The organism is Anabaena sp. UHCC 0451 (genome assembly GCF_034931405.1).
Classification (GTDB): Bacteria; Cyanobacteriota; Cyanobacteriia; order Cyanobacteriales; family Nostocaceae; genus RDYJ01.
On sequence record NZ_JAYGHA010000020.1, the window covers coordinates 1 to 21,724 of the forward strand.

Annotated in this window: 13 protein-coding genes; 5 read left to right on the plus strand and 8 right to left on the minus strand. The window is 38.2% G+C overall.

Annotated features, from left to right (window positions below):
- Positions 1 to 425 precede the first annotated feature (425 nt).
- Both VB694_RS15015 and VB694_RS15020 read left to right on the plus strand, forming a co-directional pair.
- The gene (locus VB694_RS15015) at positions 426 to 1,451 is read left to right on the plus strand and encodes a chemotaxis response regulator protein-glutamate methylesterase (protein WP_323361128.1); all 1,026 of its coding nucleotides are present in this window, start codon (positions 426 to 428) and stop codon (positions 1,449 to 1,451) included.
- 321 nt (positions 1,452 to 1,772) lie between these two features.
- Positions 1,773 to 3,143 carry a sensor histidine kinase gene (locus tag VB694_RS15020; protein ID WP_323361129.1) on the plus strand — a complete coding sequence of 457 codons (1,371 nt, stop codon included), beginning with the start codon at positions 1,773 to 1,775 and terminating at the stop codon, positions 3,141 to 3,143.
- A 43-nt stretch (positions 3,144 to 3,186) separates the two neighbouring features.
- On the opposite strand, the gene VB694_RS15025 is transcribed toward VB694_RS15020, so the two are convergent.
- The 5 genes from VB694_RS15025 to smc all read right to left on the minus strand — a co-directional run bounded on the left by VB694_RS15025 (position 3,187) and on the right by smc (position 10,035).
- Complete coding sequence (locus tag VB694_RS15025) at positions 3,187 to 3,396, minus strand: choice-of-anchor R domain-containing protein (protein ID WP_323361130.1); 210 nt, start codon at positions 3,394 to 3,396, stop codon at positions 3,187 to 3,189.
- Positions 3,397 to 3,649: 253 nt separating this feature from the next.
- On the minus strand, positions 3,650 to 4,285 hold the full coding sequence (locus tag VB694_RS15030; protein WP_323361131.1) for a DUF4276 family protein: 636 nt from the start codon (positions 4,283 to 4,285) through the stop codon (positions 3,650 to 3,652).
- The gene (locus VB694_RS15035) at positions 4,279 to 5,481 is read right to left on the minus strand and encodes an AAA family ATPase (protein WP_323361132.1); all 1,203 of its coding nucleotides are present in this window, start codon (positions 5,479 to 5,481) and stop codon (positions 4,279 to 4,281) included. Before VB694_RS15035 ends, VB694_RS15030 begins: the two co-directional genes overlap by 7 nt.
- 217 nt (positions 5,482 to 5,698) lie before the next feature.
- On the minus strand, positions 5,699 to 6,307 hold the full coding sequence (locus VB694_RS15040; protein ID WP_323361133.1) for a hypothetical protein: 609 nt from the start codon (positions 6,305 to 6,307) through the stop codon (positions 5,699 to 5,701).
- A gap of 95 nt (positions 6,308 to 6,402) precedes the next feature.
- The gene (smc, locus tag VB694_RS15045; RefSeq protein ID WP_323361134.1) at positions 6,403 to 10,035 is read right to left on the minus strand and encodes a chromosome segregation protein SMC; all 3,633 of its coding nucleotides are present in this window, start codon (positions 10,033 to 10,035) and stop codon (positions 6,403 to 6,405) included.
- 252 nt (positions 10,036 to 10,287) lie between these two features.
- Here smc and VB694_RS15050 point away from each other — a divergent pair, with 252 nt between their 5' ends.
- The 3 genes from VB694_RS15050 to VB694_RS15060 all read left to right on the plus strand — a co-directional run bounded on the left by VB694_RS15050 (position 10,288) and on the right by VB694_RS15060 (position 12,036).
- Positions 10,288 to 10,770, plus strand: a complete 483-nt coding sequence (locus tag VB694_RS15050; protein ID WP_323361135.1) for a GNAT family N-acetyltransferase — start codon at positions 10,288 to 10,290, stop codon at positions 10,768 to 10,770.
- A 58-nt stretch (positions 10,771 to 10,828) separates the two neighbouring features.
- Positions 10,829 to 11,494 (plus strand): ComF family protein, encoded by a 666-nt coding sequence (locus VB694_RS15055; protein WP_323361136.1) that lies wholly within the window; start codon positions 10,829 to 10,831, stop codon positions 11,492 to 11,494.
- An 80-nt stretch (positions 11,495 to 11,574) separates the two neighbouring features.
- Positions 11,575 to 12,036: a PPC domain-containing protein gene (locus tag VB694_RS15060; RefSeq protein ID WP_323361137.1), complete on the plus strand. Its 462-nt coding sequence runs from the start codon at positions 11,575 to 11,577 to the stop codon at positions 12,034 to 12,036.
- A gap of 49 nt (positions 12,037 to 12,085) precedes the next feature.
- Here VB694_RS15060 and VB694_RS15065 read toward each other — a convergent pair whose 3' ends face one another.
- From VB694_RS15065 to VB694_RS15075, 3 genes are read right to left on the minus strand one after another with little or no spacing between them, the layout of a single operon-like run.
- A complete protein-coding gene (locus VB694_RS15065) occupies positions 12,086 to 16,354 on the minus strand; it encodes an amino acid adenylation domain-containing protein (protein ID WP_323361138.1) in 4,269 nt (1,422 codons plus the stop codon).
- Positions 16,351 to 19,599, minus strand: a complete 3,249-nt coding sequence (locus VB694_RS15070) for an amino acid adenylation domain-containing protein (protein ID WP_323361139.1) — start codon at positions 19,597 to 19,599, stop codon at positions 16,351 to 16,353. The genes VB694_RS15065 and VB694_RS15070 overlap by 4 nt, the downstream gene beginning before the upstream one ends.
- Entirely contained in the window at positions 19,596 to 21,515 is a 1,920-nt protein-coding gene (locus tag VB694_RS15075; protein ID WP_323361140.1) for an AMP-binding protein, read from the minus strand. The genes VB694_RS15070 and VB694_RS15075 overlap by 4 nt, the downstream gene beginning before the upstream one ends.
- Between the last annotated feature and the right edge of the window lie 209 nt (positions 21,516 to 21,724).

Genomic DNA, 21,724 nt, shown 5'->3' on the forward strand with positions numbered 1-21,724 from the left:
CCTAAGAAAAGAAGTAGGTTTAGATAAAAACATAATCCGTGAAATGCTGGAAGAAAGACGAAGATTTTAATGCAGTTTGTTTTAGATATAGAGATAATATTTGATTTATGAAACGATACGTAGGGTGCGCCAGACTCCATAAATTCTCTCAATAAACAGATTTGTTATATCTGACGCACCCTACAAATACTGAGATTTTTTCAAAATTCAAATATGAGTCCTATATAAAGAATAAACCTTTTATAAAACGGTAAAAAATGGAAATAAGAAATAAATTATTATCCCACCGCCAAATCAGTAAATTGTCACTTATATAGTTAGAATATTTTGCATATTTTATCAGCGATTTACATAATTAATTGTACAATAGATTGGCTATATCTATATTTTCATGAGTTAGCTTACAAATCACATACGACTGTTTTATGAGAATTGCTATTGTTAATGATTTAGTCATCGCTGTGGAAGCACTGCGGCGAATTTTATCAAAAGTGCCAGAATATAATTTAGCTTGGATCGCTTATGATGGTGTGGAAGCTGTCGCTAAGTGTGCAGAAGATACCCCAGATTTGATTTTGATGGATGTGTTAATGCCTAATATGGACGGGGTACAAGCTACAAAACACATCATGAATCAATGCCCCTGTGCTATTCTCATGGTAACGGCCAGCGTCAATCGCTACGCAGCTAAAGTATTTGAAGCAATGGGCTATGGAGCTTTAGATGCTGTTAACACACCAGCGGTTGGTTATGGTCAACAAACCGAAGGTGACACTAGATTACTTAATAAAATTGCCACTATTGCTAGATTAATCGGTAAATCTTCCCGTCTGCGATCGCAATTTGACACACAACTCAAACCCAAAACTTCCCCCCAACTACACCCACCCCTGATAGTCATTGGTTCTTCTACTGGTGGTCCCCAGGCATTAGTCACAATTCTGTCCCAGTTTCCTCAAAATTTCCATGCTTCTGTGGTCATTGTCCAACATCTTGATGCCCAATTTGCTCAAGGTTTCGCTACTTGGTTAGATGGGCAAATTTCTTTACCAGTTCATCTGGCTACATCAGGGTATTTACCACAGCCAGGTAAAGTGTTAGTTGCAGGTACAAATCATCATCTGGTGATGCGTCCTGACCAAACCCTTGACTATCAAGAAGAACCTCTGAATAGTTTCTATCATCCATCAGTTGATGTCTTTTTTCAAAGTGTGGCTAAATATTGGCAGGGTAACGGTGTGGGAGTATTGCTGACAGGTATGGGTCGAGATGGCGCTCAAGGGTTAAAATTACTACGGGATATAGGTTGGCACACCATCGCCCAAGATAGCAAAACCTGTGTCGTTTATGGAATGCCTAAAGCCGCAGTAGAATTAGATGCAGTAGTACAAATTTTACCAGTTGAAGCGATCGCACCAGCCTGTACAAAATCTTTAACCAGATGGCAATAACCTCTTAGACATCTGGGGAGAATTAAATGTGCGTGACTTGAACCCTTGTAGAGACGTTCCTCATGTAGGGATTCTCGTCTCTACAATCTTTTTCGGAGATAACTATTTCCTATTCCTCATTGTTTGTGAAGAAATACCAAAAATTACCTAGAAACTTTGGCAAAATAAACTAGCTTGATCCGGAAAGTCAACAGTATTATTTTGTTTACGAATTGCAAACTAAAACTGATGTTGATTATTTATTTAGGTTATGATGCAATTATGGTAAAACAATTATACTTACAAATTTCAAAAAGACCATAACTATGAGGAGCTATAAAAATGATATCTACATCTACAGCCCTCTCGTTACCACCAACAAACGAGATATTATCACCCAGATTGCCTCAAGATCATTCACTGCTCTACAGTTCATCTACAATTAGATTGAATACAGATTTAGTCACAGTTTTATTAATTGATGATCAACTAATCATTGGTGAAGCTATTTGCAGATTACTCGCTCAGGAAAACGATATTTCTTTTCACTATATCGATGATCCTGCACAGGCTATTCAAAAAGCTATTTCTATAGCTCCCACAGTCATCCTGTTAGATATGATCATGCCTGATATTGATGGCTTGATGTTACTGCGTTGGTTTCGCTCCCATCCAGCAACTTATGACATCCCTATTGTTATGCTTTCCAGTCAAGAAGATCCGCAGACTAAAGCAAATGCCTTTACTGCCGGTGCAAATGACTATTTGATTAAATTACCAGATGTAGTTGAGTTAATCGCCCGCATTCGTTATCATTCTAAAGCATATAATAATTTAAAAGCTCTCTCCGCTGCTAACGCCAATTCTCGACTGCAAGCCAAACAATTAGAACAGACTTTAAAAGAACTAAAAATGGCACAAGTCCAACTCATCCAAACTGAAAAAATGTCTAGTTTGGGTAAAATGGTAGCTGGGTTAGCTCACGAAATCAATAATCCTATTAATTTTATTCATGGTAATTTTATTCATCTTCATAATTATATTCAATCTTTATTAGATTTAATTAACATTTATCAACAAGAATATCCCTCAGAAAATCCTGTTATTGCCAATTACTCCACCGAAATAAATCTTGATTTTATCATTGAGGATCTACCTAAAATACTCACCTCAATGAAAATGGGAACTGATAGAATTCGAGAAATTATTCTATCTTTACGCAACTTCTCCAGACTCGATCAAGCTGACAAAAAAGCTGTTAATATTCATGAAGGTATAGACAGTACGCTATTAATTTTAAACAATCGTCTGAAACAAGAAATAGAAGTAATCAGAAAATATGGAGATTTGCCTTTAGTTGAATGTTATCCAGCCCAACTCAACCAAGTCTTTATGAACATTATCAGTAATGCTATTGATGCCCTACTAGACCAAGAAAAACAAGAGCAAAAACAAATAACAATTCAAACTGAAAAAATTAATACTAATAAAGTTAGAATTAGTATTCAAGATAATGGACCTGGAATTAATCTGGAATTGCAAACCAAAATATTTGATCCATTTTTTACCACTAAACCAGTTAACAAGGGAACAGGCTTAGGACTAGCTATTACTTATCAAATCATTGAAAAACACCAAGGAAATATATATGTTTGCTCTGAACCCGGTTATGGCACTGAATTTGTGATAGAACTACCTCTAAAAGTTGATTAGTATTGTATGGTGGATTATGCTGCCCCTAACCCACCCTACGGTTTTAGCTGGGAATAGTCTTAGTAGTCTCACCAGCATCGTAACCTCCCAGCCGCAGGATCACATTATCCAAAGTATAATCTTGACCAGCAGATATGGTAAAACCAAAAGCTTTTATATTACCAGAACTGCCAATCAAAGTCTGAGTACCGTCATTAGTAGGAGGTAAGTTACCAAAAGTTAGTGCGTAGCTAGAGTCTGCTACCCCCCCCATAATACAAATTAACTAGCACCAGCGAGAAGTATTTGCTTTGTTTGGATATTCATGGAATTATTGAGTGAAGTCAGTATTTTTTCGGAATATTTATTTTATATTATAAGCGATCGCACTTTATAAGTCTAATTTGAGCAATCGCCGATTATACTTAACCCCAACAGGCGATCGCACTTGGTCAATCCACACTACAAGCAATCGCACTTTATCAATCTAACCTACGAGCGACAAGCACAATAGGAACAGCACCAGGCTATGATTCATCTGGTAAATATCCAATTCTTGATATTAGAGTATTAAACAAGCGATCGCAATAAGGGGAAGATTGACGAACTTTAGTGACATCTAATAATTCTAATAGTTTAGAAGCGTGTTTAATTTTGTGATATTCACCCTTTGTAGTTCTACTACTAGCAATTTTCAGAGTACGTTCTAAATTATCTTTTGCAATAGTTTCTACATTAGTAGTTTTAGGAATACCACTTTCTTTAAAACCTTGTCCATAAAATTTTTTCAGAGTTGCAATATCCGCAATAAACCACGCTTCCATTGTTTGTACCATCAAATGGCAATTATCATCATCAACTCCTGCTGGTTTATTCCAGTTATCCCTTAATTTTAAATGTTCCCAAGGCGATTTTTTATTTACAGGTGCTTCTGCATCAACCAACAAAATATTAAAAGCATCAGGATGAGATTTTAAAGCGGTTTGGAAATCACGAAAAGTATCATTCCTAGTACCACACATAATGATATTCCATTTAATGTTTTTGGTTGTTGCTTCCTTTACTAATTTTAAAAAAAACTTACTAAATCCTTTCCTAAGTGAAGATTTCTGATTTTTGGAATCTCCACCACCTTCTATATAAATTCTAATTTCTTTTACCATCTATTTCCACCTATTTCACCCATTCGCCATAAATCACCTAAAGTATAATTTTCTAACCAATCTTTTAGTTTATCAGCTTCAAGACGACGCAGATGAGTTCCTGTATTATCTCTTTCACAAACTACTACAGATTCAGGATATTCACTCAACGCAGAAACCAAAGCATCAGAATGAGTTGTGACAATTAATTGGGTTCTCTGGGATGCTTCTATTAACATTTCGGCAATGGTTGGTAAAATATCTGGATGTAAACCTATTTCTGGTTCTTCAATACAAATTAGTGGTGGTGGAGTAGGATCTAAAAGTAACGCCATTAAAAACAAATATCGCAATGTTCCATCAGATAAACGAGTAGCGGGAATTGGTTGAATTAACCCTTTTTCCCGAATAAATATTTGTACTGTACCACCATATATTCTTACATCTACGTCCTCGGCTTCTTCATAAAACTTTTCCAGATATTCAATAGTTTTTCTAAGACCCAATTTATATTTTAAATTGTTTAAACATAAACCTAAATTACTGCCATCTTCCAATAAAGGATGTTCAGGTAAATCAGTTTTTTGAGCGTTTCTTGGTTCTGAATATCGTCCCATTTGCCAATGACGATATAAACTTATTTTAGAAAATTCTCTACCTAGATAGGAAACTTCAGGATATCTTTTTGGTTCTTGTATTTGCGATAATATTGATTGTTCTGGTTCTAATAAATCATTATCAAAAAATTCTACATATATTTTTTCATTTTCTACAATCTTAAAAGAAGGGTTTCCATCAACAGAAAACCGTTCAAAATAAAAATCTTCATCAACATCATTATTATCAAAGTTTATATTTCCATCTCTAATATTTTCTTCTAATATTTCTAACCTTTGATTAGATGCCGTAAATTTTAATTCATAAATTAGATTATTTGGATTTTTAGGATAATCAATAGTGATTTCAATTTCTGCATTTACAGTATCTTTATTACCTTTCCATAAAAATTCATGAATACCCCCACCTTGACGAAATACGGCTGGTAAATCTGTCGGTGTTGCGCGTAAAATACCAAAGGCTTCTATTAAATTAGATTTACCAGAACCATTGGGACCAATTAATACATTTAGCGGTTGTAATTCTATTTCTTCCCCCTCACTTCCATAGGAGAGAAAGTTTTGTAATTTGATTTTATGAATAAATCTTTTACCTTCCATTTACTTCTCCTAATTTTAAATAAAACTAAATTAATTTAATTGTCAGAGGATTTTAGTTTAAGCTTGAATCGTTGTCTAAATATATGTTGTCTATTCAGTATACTACAAGAGCTAACACCAAGCGATCGCACTTTATCAATCTAACCTACGAGCGATCGCATTATAAGTGATCGTACTTAGCATAGAAAAAGTATGAAACCCGAAAAGTGCAAGGTTATTATTCTATGTTCATTCTTTGCTTGATGATTACTATGTTATCACTGGGAAATATAAAGTTATGAGGAGATGAGTTGTGAAGCCATTCTGTAGCCTTATCTCCAATTCTCTTCGCTTCTTTGAAGAGAGGTATCAATTCAAGCTCGAACTTACTCCCATCTTTATTTTCAGAAAAAAATATAAGTTCATTTAAAGCAAGGACACGCTTGATTCTAATTCCGTCCCTCATAAATCCTAAAGCAGTAGATTTATCTGGAAATACGACCTCTAAATATCCTTCAGGTTCTACCCAATTGTCAATACGCTCATCAAAATGCTCTATGTTATTTCGTGCTTCTCTTGACAATACCTCTGAAGCTTGATTTATCTCTAGAACTTTTCTTAGAGCTTCCTTCCTCCGTCTCTTAACATCTGAATGCGATGTTGGAGATACAAACTTTGAGATCATTGCTGTATGAGAAAGAAAAGAAGATAGATAAGACCATACCAGCCTAGTCTGTCGAGTCTCTTTATTTTTCACATATTGAATGAAGTTTTCAAACTGAATTTCTGCACCTAGACCATGCATTGCAATCTCTTGCATATAACAGGTTAATTGATCATTATTCATGACAAGATAATGCCCAAAGAAACTAATTTAATCGTAAATAAATCGTTATGGTAATTGTCGCAATATAATCGCTCTTGTTAACTACTATTAGTAATTCAATTATCAGATGATTTCAACTTAATCCCCAAAACCTGAGTATATGCACCTCTAGCTTGAGTTACACCAATTGTCCGCTGTGCTGATTCTATCATCGGACGACGCAGACTCACAACAATAAACTGTGCCTGTTGTGCTTGTTGTTTAATCATTTTCGCTAATCTTTCCACATTAGCGCCATCTAAAAACATATCAACTTCGTCAAAAGCATAAAACGGTGATGGACGATATCTTTGCAGTGAGAAAATAAAACTCAATGCTGTTAAAGATTTTTCTCCTCCAGACATGGAAGCAAGACGTTGTACGGGTTTACCTTTGGGATGTGCGACTAGGTTTAAACCACTACCAAAGGGGTCTTCAGGATTCTCAAGTTGTAAATAACCGTCACCATCTGATAAGGTGGCAAAAATTGATTGAAAGTTCTCATTTACTGCGTCGAAAGCTTCTTTAAATGCGGTTTGACGCAAGGTGGTAAAGTTTTCAATTCTTAATAATAATTCGGTTCTTTCCCCTTCTAAAGTTTGTAATTTTTGGGTAAGTTCTTGCAAACGACCTTCGACTATTTCATAATCAGTCAAAGCTAACATATTTACAGGTTCCATTGCCTGTAAGCGTTTGCCTAAACTGCGTAATTCTTTCTGTAATTCTTCTAAATCAACTTTATCTGGTACTTCCGGTAACGGACTGGGTAAGTCTGCTGCCAAAGTTTGTAACTGCGTTCTTAATGCGGTCAAGTCTTCTCTGCGTTTTTCTTGGGTTTCTTGCAGTTTCTCAAGTTCCCATTGTAATTGTTGTTGACGCAAAAGCAGCGATCGCACTTCCTGTTCTGTCGCATCTCGTTTCTTTTTCTCTTCACCTAAATTTTGCTCAAGTTCCCGTAAACTCGCTTGAATTGCGGTAATTTGGGTGTTGAGTTCAGAAAGCTGACTGTTAACGGTTGACTGTTGACTGCTAACGATTGTTTGTTCCTGTTGATATTCAATAACTCGTGTTTCTGATTCGGTAATTTTTTCTTGTAACCGCTGTTGTTGATTTTCCAGATTTTGCAATCTTTGTTCTACTTCCCTAACAGCAGTTTCTTTTTGTTGCAATTGCTGCTCTTGAATTTTAATGGTAGCTTGGATTTCCTGCCATTCGCTAGGGGTTTGCGAGGATTCCAACTCAGCTAAAGTATGTCGTAAATGTTGCAGTTCATTTTCTTTTCCGGGTAATTCCCGATCTAAAATTTCCAGACGAGATTGAGCATTGTTGAATTTTCCGTTATTTTGGGATAACTGAGCGCGAGTATTTTCTAACTGCGCGTTTAGATTTTTGATGTCTTTTTTTAACTGCTCTAAATGTAACTGCTGTTCTCTCTTTCCCTGACGTGATTCTGTTAATTCTAAAGAAAGCTGTTTACTACGTGTCGATAAATTAGTAATAGCTTCCCCACAACGTTCTAAAACTCTTTCAATATCTCCTAACCGCGTCCTTAAATTGACAACTTCTTCAGATTCCTTGATTTCCCCTGTCCCAAATTTTAACGCCGAACGTTGGGTATTACTTCCCCCAGACATAGCACCGCTAGTCTCTAATAATTCCCCATCCAGAGTGACAATGCGATAAAGTCCGATTTGTTTCCGCGCTTGTTCGAGAGTTGCAAAAACCACCGTATTACCAAAAACATACTTAAAAACTTCTTGATAACGGCGATCGCACTCTACCAGATTCATCGCATATTCTACAAAACCGTCAACATAACGCAAAGTTAAATCTGGGGTAAATTTCGGCGCTTTAATTTTGTTCAACGGTAAAAAAGTCGCTCTCCCCGCACGTTTTTGTTTTAATAATTCAATTCCCGCAGCAGCAACTCGATCATCCTCTACTACAATATGTCCCAATCTTGCACCCGCAGAAGTTTCCAAAGCTAGGTGATAGCGAGATTCAACCTTACCCAAATCTACCACCAACCCACATAAACCAGGTAAACCAGATTGAATAATTACCTTACTTGCTTGAGTACCTTGAACTTCCTGCTGTGCTTGGGTTTGTGCTTCCAGTTTATCTAACTGACGTTGTTTTTCCCGTTGTTCTTGTAATAAACGTTTTTGAGTATCTTGTTGCAGTTGCAATTCCTGATCAGTCGCTGCTAAATTCTCTGCTAAATTCTGAATAGGTGTATTAGAAGCGTTAAACTCAACTTCTAAATTTTCACATTCAGCTTGTTTTTCTGCTAATTGCGGTTCTAAACTAGCGATTATCTGAGATTCTTCTTCAATAAGTTGTTGTAGCTGAGAATTTCTTTCTCTCAGTTGTGCTTGTTCAGTTCTTTGAGGTTCAAGAGTTTGCAGTAAAGTTTCAATTTGTCTATTTAAAGCCGTTTGTTGTTGTACCCAAGCTTCCGAAGCAGTGGCGATTTCCGCAGCAGCTTGACGAGAAGCATCTAAATTTTCTCGTGTTTGGTTACGTTCACTTTGTAAAGACGTTAACTGCAACCTTTCTACATTTTGTTGTTGTGCAGCTTGTTGTAGAGAAACTTGATATTGTTGTATTTCCTGCTGAGTCTGGTTTAACCGTTTAGTAGTTTCCTGTAAATGAGATTCTAACTCACCTTGCTGACGTTGAAGTTGCTTTCGTTCCGCTTCTTGAGTTGCAAAAGTAGACTGAACCGCCAAAAGCTCATCTTCACCCAATGATTTTACACGAGCATTAAGAGCATCAAGAGCCGTACTTTGTTCATCAATATTCTTATTAACAGCGGTTAAATTATCAGAAAGTTGAGTAAAAGAAACATCACCAGCTTGAATATCTCCTACCAAATTTTCCTGCTTTGCTTGGAGAGAACGCCATGATAACACAGCTTCCCAAGATTGCTTTTCTTGAAATTCCTTTTTCAGTTGACGATATTTATCCGCTTTTAGCTTATCTTGATAAAGGCGATCGCGTTGAAGAGTTAACTCACCCTCAATAATGCGACAACTATCTTCCTTTTCCTTTACCTCATCCAAAGTTGCCTTAGCTTGATGAATCTTTCTATCAAACGCAGCAACACCAGCCAACTCATCAATAATTTCGCGACGTTCCCGCGCATTCATCGAAATAATGCTGGTTACATCCCCCTGCAACACCACATTATACCCTTCAGGATAAACTCTGAGATCCTCCAACTCCTGATGCAACTCAGTCAAAGTACAAGAAGAACCATTAATATAATAATTTGAAGTATAACTTCCCTGAGAGTTGACCCGTAAACGTCGAGTAACACTCCACTCAGTTGGGGACTGAGGACTGGGGACTGGGGACTGGGAGTTATTTTTCTCCTCTACTTCCTCTACTTCCTCCCCTTCCTCACTTTGCGTCTTTGCGTCTTGGCGTGAGACAATATCCGAAATATCAAAAGTTACCGTTACACTCGCTTCAATAGCATTCCGTCCCTTAGCGACTTGATTATTATTAACCAAATCTGGTAAACGTTCAGCCCGCATTCCCTTAGAACTAGACAAGCCTAAGCAAAACAGCAACGCATCGAGAATATTTGATTTACCAGAACCGTTAGGACCAGATATGACAGTACATCCCGTCAGCAGAGGGACAGAAGTTGTACCACCGAAGGATTTAAAATTAGTAAGTTCAACCCGCTTGATATGCACCATTATGGGCGCTGCTTCACTGTAAACTGGTATAAAGGAACAAGTGTATCAATTATTTTAATATTTGCAACCGTTTAGGGATTTTAGATTTTGGATTTTGGATTTTGGATTGATTCTGATAATTAATACTAACAACTTACTTTAATATTTAATTTAGATTTTAAATCCAACCTCTTACACAAAAAACCTCGAAAACTCAATTTCTCTGCGTCCTCTGCGCCTCTGCGGTTTGCTTCTCTTAATTCCCTAATCAACATGAAACTATTGTACCAAAAATTTATCATTCGTGATTGGCATAAAAAAGATCGCATATCAGCCGCAAACGTAATTAGTTCCGTATTATCAGAATACAGCTTGACTTGGGAAGCTGACGGTGCTGATAGGGATGTTTTAGAAGTTGAGGAATTTTACATAAATGCAGGTGGTGAATTTTGGGTAATTGAACACCAAAACCAAATAGTAGGTACAGGGGCATATTATCCCATAAAACGGGGTGAAAAGGCTGTAGAAATCAGAAAAATGTATATTTTACCAGAAGTTCGTGGTTTAGGTTTAGGGAAACATTTATTACAGCAGTTAGAATTAGCCATATCTAAACGCGGATTTAAGCAAATTTGGATTGAAACTGCCAGCGTTTTGAAAGAAGCAGTCCAACTTTATGAAAGTAGTGGTTACATCCCTGCTACAGGTGTAGAAACAAAAAGGTGCGATCGCGTTTATGTTAAATATTTATATTGATACCCAGATCCCCGACTTCTCAAAGAAGTCGGGGATCTATCTCCTCCCAGCAATCATTATGTTTAAAAATTTACTTAATCTTTTTTTACAGAGCAATTGCCCGATTTGCCAACGCAGCACATCTAATGGAATTTGTCAATATTGTGCTAAACAATTAAAAAGCTGTCATTTGAAAAACCCCAAATACTTATGGAAACAGGAATTACCAGTGTTTAGTTGGGGTAGTTATGGAGGAACATTAAAAAGAGCGATCGCTGTCATGAAATATGAAAACCAACCAGAAATTGGCAGGTTGTTAGGGCAGTATTTAGGGGAAGCATGGTTATTAAATTTCACATCAGCAAATCTAAACCCTGTAATTGTACCCATACCACTCCACACCAAAAAGCTCAAAGAAAGAGGTTTCAACCAAGCTGAAATCATCGCCCAAGGATTTTGTGAAATAACTGGGTTAAAATTAAAATCGAATGGTTTAGCCAGAATCAAAGAAACCAAAGCACAGTTTAGCGTATCCGGTGCGGAGCGTGAACAAAACTTAACAAATGCTTTTACTTTAGGTTCAGATTTTAGCCGTCGTCATCCAGATGCACCAGTGCTATTAGTGGATGATATTTATACCACAGGTGCAACTGCCAAATCTGCTGTATACGTACTTCATGAAAGTAGCATTTCTGTACTTGGTTTAGCATCTGTGGCTACGACTAGCAAAGATAGATCAGCCTAGAGTTGATGGGCATTTTATATTTGAGAAATCTATAATTAGGATAATGATATCCTGTGTTTGAGGGAACACTATTTCAATTTATGAACAAAGCTTTTGCAGCGGCTTTAAGAAAAATCATTATTATTCCTGTGACTATGATGACAGTGGGGATAAGCATAAATACAGGATTTGCTCAAAATCAAAATAATTTATATAAACCCATTCCCTTAAATACTAATGCAGAAATTACTGATACATTAACAGCTACAGATATTCCCACAGGTCAAGGAGGATTTGCTCGTGACTATAGCGTCAAGTTAAACAAAGGTGATAATTTAGCAATTGATTTATCTTCTGAGAACTTTGATACAATTATCACACTGTTAGCTCCTAATGGGTCAACAGTGGCAGAAAATGATGATGGACCAGATGGTACAAGTAATTCTCTATTATTTACCCGCATCACGGAAACAGGAAATTACATTGTTCGTGTCAGGTCTTTTGGAGAAACTGGGGTAGGAACTTTTAAACTCAACGTGACAAAACTGCAACCAGTTAAGTAGGGTTTGCTGAAGAAGTGGGAAAAGCTTTTCCAGTCCACCTTGTCGAAAATTACACGGGTCTTGACTTAATTAAACAAGTCTCAAGCTGTTTTGCCAAAACCCTGACATGGGGATCTTTAATCATAGTGTAGTGATTACCAGGAACCTCATATACTTCCAACTTGGGTAGCGTTTTCTTATCCCACCCGCTTCGGGGAAATAACCACAGTGGTGCTTTTCTCCTTTCGTCAGCACAAAACAGCGCAACACGACCGTCATAGGGAGAAAATTGATAATGAGATGCGGTAAGAACGAGGGAAGAAAGAGTCTCCACAGAAGGCTTTCTTTCTCTTTCTTCTGATGAGGGTTGCTGTCCTAGAATCTGATTTAGTCCCAAATTACGCAAAATCCTCAATCCTTTTTGTCGTAAATATTGCCAACGTTCTTTGGGTTTCAACTGCTTGAAAGTAGACAAAATCAAACTTATATGAGAATATAGGTTTTGGCAGTACCGATAAAGTACGTAAAGAAAATGAGTCCCTGGACGATCAAAAATCACTAATAAATCTACGGTTTTTCCCCGCGCTTGCAATTGCTGACTGATTTCGTAGGCAACCAGCGCCCCATAGGAATAACCACCAATAGAATAAGATCCCTGGGGCTGAACTGTCAAAATATCTTTCAAATGGCGAGCGGCTAAGGCTTTAATAGCGTAAGTATTATCACTACTAAAAACGTTATAACCCGATTCGAGCAAGAAAAAAGGACATTCTAAAAGATTTGCTAAAGGAACAGCCTCTTTATAAGCATTAGCACAGTAAAAGAAAGGCTTTTCTGGATTACCTCTAGAGTGGATTTTTACCATGAAAGAGTTAGGTTGAGGTCGTTCTCCTGGACGACCAAGAGTAATGGCTAAGAGGGCTTTTTCTTCCTCTACAGAGAGTTGATAATTATGAATATTAGAATCAGAAGGAATGTGGTCTGAAACCTCTTCATGCTCCAGATAATGGGCTAACTGAGCAATAGTTGTTAACTCAAAAAGGGCTGAGATTGGCAGCTTTTTACTCAGCAACGTTTCAATTTTAGCTACAAGACTGACTGTTAGTAAGGAATGTCCACCCAGAGCAAAGAAATCATCTTTAATTCCAATGGGTTTAACATTAAATACTTCTTCCCAAATCTCTGTTAGTTGTCGTTCAATGTCATTGCGAGAGGGAATGAAAGTTTCTGAAATTCTTTGTTTATCAAGTTCAGGGAGGGGTAAAGCTTCATGATTGATTTTGCCATTTACCGTTAAAGGAAAGGCTGACAACTGTACAAAATATGTCGGTATCATGTAGCTGGGTAATTGTTTTTCTACAAAAGATCGAGCTTCTTCGTTAATTAATTGTTGCTGTTCGTAAGGAATGATATAAGCAACTAATCGCTCATCATCTGTAGATAACTGACATTTTTTGATGAGTGCTTCCCGAATTTGGGGATGTTGACACAGACAAGCTTCTATTTCTTGAGGTTCTATGCGAAATCCACGAATTTTAATTTGACGATCAATGCGACCGAGAAATTCTACATTTCCATCTGGTAGATAACGTCCTAGATCACCAGTACGATAGAGTTGTGCTGTTAATTGATTAGACCAGGGATGAAAAACAAATTTTTCAGCAGTTAGTTCTGCTCGATTCAGATAACCTTGAGCTAAACCATCTCCTCCTAAATAAATTTCTCCTGGGACTCCCACGGGTACAGGTTGCTGATATTGATCTAAAATGTAAACTTCAGTATTGGCGATCGCCCGACCAATGGGCAGATTTTTAGTATTTTCTGATAAACTTTCTACAGGATACCAAATACTAAAAGTTGTATTTTCTGTAGGTCCGTAAACATGAAGCAAATGCTGAGGTTTACCTTGTTCTAAAATCCTGGTTACCGATGCGGGAGCTACTGATTCACCGCCAAATAGCAGATACTTTAAACTAGCGAAAGCATCAGGAATTTCCCAAGTTAATTTCTCAAATAGCGCAGTAGTTAAAAAGAGAATACTAATTTGAGAATCTTTGATTTTCTCAGCTAAATTGCTGGGAGAAAGTAATGTTTCTCGGTTAATCTCCACCAGGGTAGCACCATTGAGCATCGCTCCCCAAATCTCAAAAGTTGCCGCATCAAAAGACAGATTAGAGGCTTGAGCAATGCGATCACCTACGGTGGGCGTTTCGCCATCGCCCTTTTGAATTTCAATATAATTAGTATTCACTACCAGACGACTAATAGCACGATGGGGAACTATCACCCCTTTAGGTGTGCCAGTAGAACCTGAAGTATAAATAATATAAGCGCAACTTGTGGCTGTGGCTAATTGTGGTAGATTATTAATTGCCTGTGTAGCAATAACTTCCGCATCTGCATCCAAATAAATCCGGTTCACTCCCACAAAATCAGATGAGAAATGTTGACAAGTTACCAAAACCGTAATGTCTGCATCGGAGAGCATAAACTCTAAACGCTGCTGAGGATAATTCGGATCAAGAGGAACATAAACTGCTCCTACCTTGAGGATAGCTAAAGCTGTCACCACAAAATCTAGGGAATTTTGCAGATAAATTCCTACCCTTTCCCCCACTCCCACACCTTGACTTTGGAGATAATGAGCAAGTTGATTTGCTTGTTGGTTAAGTTCTTGATAAGTAATTTTAGGTTCTAGAAACGCAACGGCTTGGGGGTTTTTCTCGACTTGTTGCTCAAAAAGGCTACTAACAGTTTGATCGCGCGGATAGTCGGTTTGAGTCTCATTCCACAAGAAGATCATCTGCTTTTCTTCTTCAGATGAAAGAAACTGTAGCCTTGTTACTTTTGCAGTTGGTTGAGCAATGATAGCTGTGAGCAAAGTTTGGTAATGAGCGATCAAACTCTGAATAGTTGTATCTACAAATAGATGGTTATTATAATTAACAAAACATTTTAATCCTGCGTTGGTTTCTTCGAGGATGACAGTGATATCAAACTTAGTCGTATTGGTACTGACTGGAAAAAGACTAACTTTGAGGTCAGGTAAATTAAGGGTTGCTCTGGGTACATTTTGCAGAGAAAACATTACTTGAAATAGGGGATGACGCGAGCGATCGCGCTGTGGTTGCAATTCCTCAACTAATTTTTCAAAAGGAATATCTTGATGGCTATAAGCTTCTAGGGTTGTATCTCTAACTTGTTGCAGCAGTTCCAGGAAAGTAATATCTTTAGCTAAATTAATTCGCAAAGCCAGGGTATTGACAAAAAAGCCAATCAAGTTTTCAATTTCTGTATAGTTGCGGTTAGCAATGGGCGAACCAATCAAAAAATCTTCTTGGCCACTATAGCGATACAACAGAATAGCAAACGCCGTTAGCAAAGTCATATATAAAGTTGCCCCTTCTAAGAGTCCCAGTTGTTTAAGTGCTGCCACTTGAGAACTAGAAAGGTAAAAATATTGGCGATCGCCTGTGTGAGTCTGCACAGGTGGACGGGGGTTGTCAGTCAGCAGATCCAAATTTTGCGGCGCATCCCCTAGTTTTTCTCGCCAGTAATTAAGTTGCTGTGCTAAAAAATCTCCTTGCAGACGTGATTTTTGCCACACCGCAAAATCTTTATATTGAATTGGTAACTCTGGTAAAGATATCGATAGATCCAGAGCAAAAGCCTGATAAAAACTCATTAACTCTTGCCACCAAATCCTTGATGACCAAGCATCAAAAGCAATATGATGTACAACAGTGACTAAAATATATTCTGAAGCAGAGATATGAAACAGCTTATTTCTGAGTACCTTTCCCCCAGCTAAATCAAAAGGTTCGTTAATAAATTGAACAAGAATATCTTGAATTTCCGCCTCTGATGTCGCAGAATTAAGATGCTGCAAATCAACCACAGGCAGAGATAGCGTTGATTCTGATACTATATTTTGATAAGGCTGTCCGTCTATTGTGGGAAAATTAGTACGCAAAACACTATGACGCTCAACAATCTTTTCCAAGCTTTTTTCTAAAGCAGAAATATTAAGATTCCCCTGCAAACGCAAAGCCAGAGGAATATTATAAACCGCAAGATTTGGTTCAAGCTGATCTAGAAACCACAAACGTTGCTGGGCAAAGGATAAAGGGACAAAATCATCCTCAGCAATGGGGATAGTTTCCACTCGTTGCTGTTGTCGCAAAAAAGCAATTATTTCCGATTTCTGAGCAGATAACTGTCCTTTTAACTCTGGAGTAAGCGCATTATTTGGACAACGATAGCGCAAACGGTCTTCCTCAACCCACAACTGAATGTTTTGAGCTTGCAATTCTTCCAATAATACCTGAATAGAATTCATATTTCTCCCTCCTCATAATCATCGTTAACCCCGCGCAACTTCTCTATTTCCTGACTTAATCCCGCTATAGTAGGTGTAGAGAAAAAACTGATAAAAGAAAGTTTGACACCAAACACTTGGAACAGGCGGGAAATTACCTGAGTTGCCAAAAGTGAATGTCCTCCTAACGCAAAAAATTTATCATCAATGCCGATAGTATCTATCCCCAAAACTTGTGACCAAATCTCGGCAATTTTGACTTCTATCTCAGTGCGAGGGGGAATAAACTCTGTATTAATCTGCTCAAAACTCGGTTTTGGTAAAGCGTGACGGTCGATTTTGCCATTGGGTGTTAGAGGGAATTCTTCTAACACTACAAAGGCAGAAGGTATCATGTAATCTGGTAATTTACTTTTTAAAAAGTTCTGTATTTCTAATACAGAAACATCTGTAGACTGAGGAATAAAGTAAGCAACAAGACGTTTGTCATCTTGTTTGTCTTCTCTGACTATAACTACAGTTTCTCTGATTTCTTGATGTTGATTAATTGTTGTCTCAATTTCTCCTGTTTCAATGCGAAAACCTCGCAGTTTAAATTGATGGTCAATACGTCCCAAATATTCAATGTCACCGTTGGGAAGATAACGGGCTAAGTCACTTGTCTTGTATATGCGGCTTTTTGAGTCAGAAGTGAAAGGATCAGGAATAAACTTTTCCTGAGTGAGTTCAGGTTGATGAAAATAACCCTGTGCTAAACCCGTGCCACCAATATACAGTTCTCCAGGAACACCTATAGGTACTGGTTGTAAATACTTGTCTAAGATGTAAATTTGAGTGTTAGCTATGGGACGACCAATAGGAACAAAAGCTTCACTTTTATCTACTTGATGAATGGTAGACCAAATAGTGGTTTCTGTCGGTCCGTATAAATTCCAGACACTAGCAGCCTTTTGACATAACTGTGAGGCTAAGTTTTGGGATAAAGCTTCACCACCACAGAGAATTTTTAGTTGTGAATTTCCTTCCCAACCTGCATCTAATAACATTCGCCAAGTGGCAGGGGTAGCTTGCATGAGAGTTACAGCAGAATTATTCAGTTTTTGTAATAATTGTGTGCCATCAGTTGCAGTTTCCCGACTGACTAAAATTAATTTAGCTCCTGTGGTTAAGGGCAGGAAGATTTCTAAAACTGCAATATCAAAAGATAGGGTAGTTACTGACAGAAGGTTGTCTATATTTGTTAACTGCAACTTCTCCTGCATTGCCGTGAAGAAATTAATTACATTTCTATGGGCAATTTGTACACCTTTTGGTTTACCTGTGGAACCAGAAGTGTAAATTATGTAACTGAGATTATTTGGATAAATATTGTTGTTAACTGAGTTTTGTTGATGTGTGGCGATGTTTTTCCAGTCGCTGTCTAAACAGATAACTTGGGCGGATTTAGGTGGAAGAGCTTTTAATAAATTTTCTTGGGTTAATAAGACTGAAATTTCCGAGTCTTCCACCATAAAAGCCAACCGTTCTTTTGGATAAGCTGGATCGAGCGGGACGTAAGCACCACCCGCTTTGAGGATGGACAAAAGTCCAATTACCATTTCTAAGGACCGTTCAACACAAATTCCTACTAATACTTCTTTTTCTACTCCCAGTTTTTGCAGGTAGTGAGCGAGTTGATTTGCTCTAGTGTTCAGTTCTCGATAGGTTAATTGCTGGTTTTCAAATACTACTGCTACAGCCTCTGGTGTTTTCTGGACTTGTTCTTCAAATAATTGATGAATACACTTATCCTGTGGGTATTCTGTCTTAGTCTGATTCCACTCAACTAAAATTTGTTGTTGTTCAGAAGCTGTTAACAGCGGTAACTTAGATATCACTTGATCAGGATTAGCAACAATCCCTTCTAACAATCTTCCAAAATGTCCAACAGCACGAATAATAGTATCTCGATCAAATAAACCAGTGTTATACCCAAAAAATCCTCTCAGTTCTCCTCTGTCTTCTTCCAGGTGTAAAGCAAGAGGAACTTTTGCAGTTTGAGGATTAATTTCCAGGGATTCCCAAGTTAAACCAGAAACTTCCCTTACTGGTAATGACTGACCTTGAAAATCCAACATTACTTGAAAGAGAGAGTTTCCTTTGTCAACACGACTATTCTGCAACTGAGTAGCCAGTTCTAGATAGGGTAAATTACTATGCTCTTGGGCTTCTAAAACCGTATCTTGTACTTGTCTTAACAATGTCAGAAAACTAATATCTCCTGATAGCTTACTGCGTAAGACCAAGTTATTCATGAAAACCCCGATTAAACTCTGAGTTTCCGCTTGTTGTCGCCAAGAAGTGGGAGTACCAACTATTAAATCACTTTGCCCTGTATAGCGATAAAGCAAGATTTTTAAAGCAGTCAAAAGTAAAGTGAACAAAGTCACCTGTGCTTGCTGACTCAGAGATTTTAAAGCACTGGTTAATTCTTGAGAGAGTATGATCGATTCTTGATCACCTGCTAATGTTTTTAAGTCTGGTTGTTGCTTAAATGGTAAGTTGAGAGCAGGAGGTAAATCTCCTAGTTGCTTTTGCCAGTAATTGAGAAGTTTTTGGTAATTTTCTCCTTGTAATTGCTCTCGCTGCCACAGTGCAAAATCTGCGTATTGAATGGGTAATTCAGATAGAGGTGATGGACGATTTTCTGAAAATGCCTCATATAAAACAGTCAGTTCCTTAACCCAAAGTACATCAGATTGATCGTCATCAACGATGTGATGTAAGGTGAGATGAAACCAATGTTCAATTTCGCTGATGCGGAATAAAACTGCACGCCAAGGTAAGTCTTTTTCCAGTTGAAAAGGGCGTTTAGTTTCTGCTATTACCTGTTTTCTAGCTTCTGATTCTGACGATACATCAACAATTGAGAGAATATAATTTGCGGGAGGCGCAATAAATTGTTTTGTTGTTCCTGCTGATAAATAAGATTTTGTTCTCAGGGCTTCATGGCGAACTACAATTTCATTCAAGGCTTTTTCTAAGCTTTTGTAATTGAGTTGACCAGTTAATTTCAAAGTCAGGGAATTATTGTAAACAGAAGGAGTCAATTGTTCCAGTAACCACATCCATTCTTGAGAATAGGAAAGTGGAATTTCCCCCTCTGTTTTCCGTCGGGGAATTTGCTGTGCTGATACACCCGTTATTCCTTGCTGCTGTTGTAGCTTTTTTAATAAAGCGCGCTTTTGAATTAATAAATTGAATTGCTTCTTTTGAGATTGACTCATGCTTGTCTTTTTACCCCAGCCAAAACATTGTTTTCAGCTAACATTTGTGCAATTTCTTCTTCTTCCATATTTGCTACATCGAGAATCTGTTGAGCCATTATTTCTAGGAGTTTTCCCTGTGGTGATTTTTGTATCATTAATTCTGCAAGTTTAGCAACCGTAGGAGCTTTAGAGATTGCTAATAAAGGTAGTTTAATAGCAAAAAGGTCTTCTATTTCACTTGTAATTTCCACTGCTTCTAAAGATTGTCCTCCCAAAGCATAGAAATTATCTTCAATCCCGATTTCCTCACGTTTAAGAAAGGTTGCCCAAATGTTGGCGATAACAGTCTCTAAAGATGTTCTGGGAGGGATAGAACTTAAAACTTCTGTTACCGGTTCTACAAAGGTGATTCCTAATTTTTCAGCTAATCCTATCCGTTGTAACTTGCCAGTAGCACCTTTGGGAATTGCATCTACAAAAACAACCCGACGAGGAACTTTAAAATCTGCTAGAGACTCGGCTATAAATGTTTGTACTTCTTCCTCGGTAACAGTTTTGCCCTCTTTGAGAATTACGGCTACTCCAACTTCTTCTCCTAACAGAGAATGAGGCACAGCAAAAGCTACAGCTTGGGTGATGCTTGGATGTTCCAGTAACACTTCATCAATTTCACGGGGGGCTATTTTTTCTCCACCACGATTGATTAACTCTTTGATGCGTCCTTTAATGGTGAGATAGCCATCCTCATCAAACATTCCCTGGTCTCCTGTGCGAAACCACCCCTGTGTAAATGCTTTGGCGTTAGCTTCAGGATTATTCCCATATCCTTGCGTTACGTTTGTACCACGAATGACTATTTCCCCTACCTCTCCCACGGCAAGAAAATTACCAACTTCATCCATGATGGCCACTTCGGGACCGGCTGGTAAACCAACTGAACCGGGTTTACGCTGACTTGGGGGAAGGGGGTTACTGGTCATTTGATGGGAGGCTTCTGTCATCCCATAGGCTTCAATTACAGGCACTTTGAAGGTGTCCTCTAATTCCTGAATGACTTGGGGAGGGAGGGAAGCGGAGGAGGAGCGAATTAACCGCAGGTGGTGGGAAAAATCAGGAGTAGATTTTGTTCTTTCTATAATCATCTGCTGCATTGTGGGTACAGCAGAATACCAAGTTGGTTGGAGTTGTTCTAACCAGTCGAGAAAGTTGGGTGCTTGAAACCCTGGAGTACAAATTATACTAGCTCCGGTGCTGATGGTGGAGAGTAAACAGCCAATTAACCCATGAATATGAAACAACGGCATGACATTGAGACAGCAGTCATGGGTAGTTAACTGTAGTGTTTGGCTGATGTTGTTGGCGGAAGTGCAGAGATTATGATGGGTGAGGGGAACTATTTTCGGGCGGGAAGTAGTGCCGGAAGTATGTAAAATCAGGGCGATATCGTCGGGGGTGGCTGGGTCAATTTGGGCGGTAGATGCAGGGGTAAAGCTCAGGGAAAATATACCTGCTGCTGCTTCTAAATTAGGTAATAACTCAATAATTGGTATTTGCTGAATTTCAGCTACCTTGCGGGCTGCCTCAGCTACCCCAGATTGCATAATCAGAGCTTTGGGTCTTAAATCACTAAGATAAAATTCGTACTCTGTTTCTCGATAGTTGGGGTTAAGAGGGGCGCAGGTGGCATAGGAAGCAACGGCGAGAAACATTACAGCCATTTCTGGACTGTTGGGAAGGGCAATGGCTACCGGTTCGTTAGGATGGATATTTAATTGTGCTAAAGCCTGGGCAACTATCAGGGTTTGGGCGTGAAGTTGCTGGTAAGTCAGGGGTTGACGTTGGGGGGCTATAATTGCGATCGCCTCTGGCTGTATTTGCTGCCAATGATCAAGCAACTGAGCGATAGTGAAGTAAGAATTTGGCGTAGAAGTCATAAGTTGTCAGTGAATTTAGCTAATATTTGTATCCATCTGCAACTTGAAATTCTCTCTGGTCACTATGTGATCAATTTTGCCTCTGCAACTCATTCTGGATGAAACACCTGGTACGAGAAAGGGAAATATCAGTGGTTATGGATAGCCATAACAAAAACATTTGCATTTTACCATGCTGGCAGTCGTCGCTAAGAAGAATTATTCCGCCT

Excerpts from the sequence above, each read along its gene's own strand:
- VB694_RS15025 (WP_323361130.1), bottom strand. The coding sequence starts at position 3,396 with ATGGGGGGGGTAGCAGACTCTAGCTACGCACTAACTTTTGGTAACTTA.
- VB694_RS15015 (WP_323361128.1), top strand. The coding sequence starts at position 426 with ATGAGAATTGCTATTGTTAATGATTTAGTCATCGCTGTGGAAGCACTG.
- VB694_RS15075 (WP_323361140.1), bottom strand. The coding sequence starts at position 21,515 with ATGACTTCTACGCCAAATTCTTACTTCACTATCGCTCAGTTGCTTGAT.
- VB694_RS15060 (WP_323361137.1), top strand. The coding sequence starts at position 11,575 with ATGAACAAAGCTTTTGCAGCGGCTTTAAGAAAAATCATTATTATTCCT.
- VB694_RS15030 (WP_323361131.1), bottom strand. The coding sequence starts at position 4,285 with ATGGTAAAAGAAATTAGAATTTATATAGAAGGTGGTGGAGATTCCAAA.
- VB694_RS15050 (WP_323361135.1), top strand. The coding sequence starts at position 10,288 with ATGAAACTATTGTACCAAAAATTTATCATTCGTGATTGGCATAAAAAA.
- VB694_RS15040 (WP_323361133.1), bottom strand. The coding sequence starts at position 6,307 with ATGAATAATGATCAATTAACCTGTTATATGCAAGAGATTGCAATGCAT.
- smc (WP_323361134.1), bottom strand. The coding sequence starts at position 10,035 with ATGGTGCATATCAAGCGGGTTGAACTTACTAATTTTAAATCCTTCGGT.
- VB694_RS15020 (WP_323361129.1), top strand. The coding sequence starts at position 1,773 with ATGATATCTACATCTACAGCCCTCTCGTTACCACCAACAAACGAGATA.
- VB694_RS15035 (WP_323361132.1), bottom strand. The coding sequence starts at position 5,481 with ATGGAAGGTAAAAGATTTATTCATAAAATCAAATTACAAAACTTTCTC.
- VB694_RS15065 (WP_323361138.1), bottom strand. The coding sequence starts at position 16,354 with ATGAATTCTATTCAGGTATTATTGGAAGAATTGCAAGCTCAAAACATT.
- VB694_RS15070 (WP_323361139.1), bottom strand. The coding sequence starts at position 19,599 with ATGAGTCAATCTCAAAAGAAGCAATTCAATTTATTAATTCAAAAGCGC.
- VB694_RS15055 (WP_323361136.1), top strand. The coding sequence starts at position 10,829 with ATGTTTAAAAATTTACTTAATCTTTTTTTACAGAGCAATTGCCCGATT.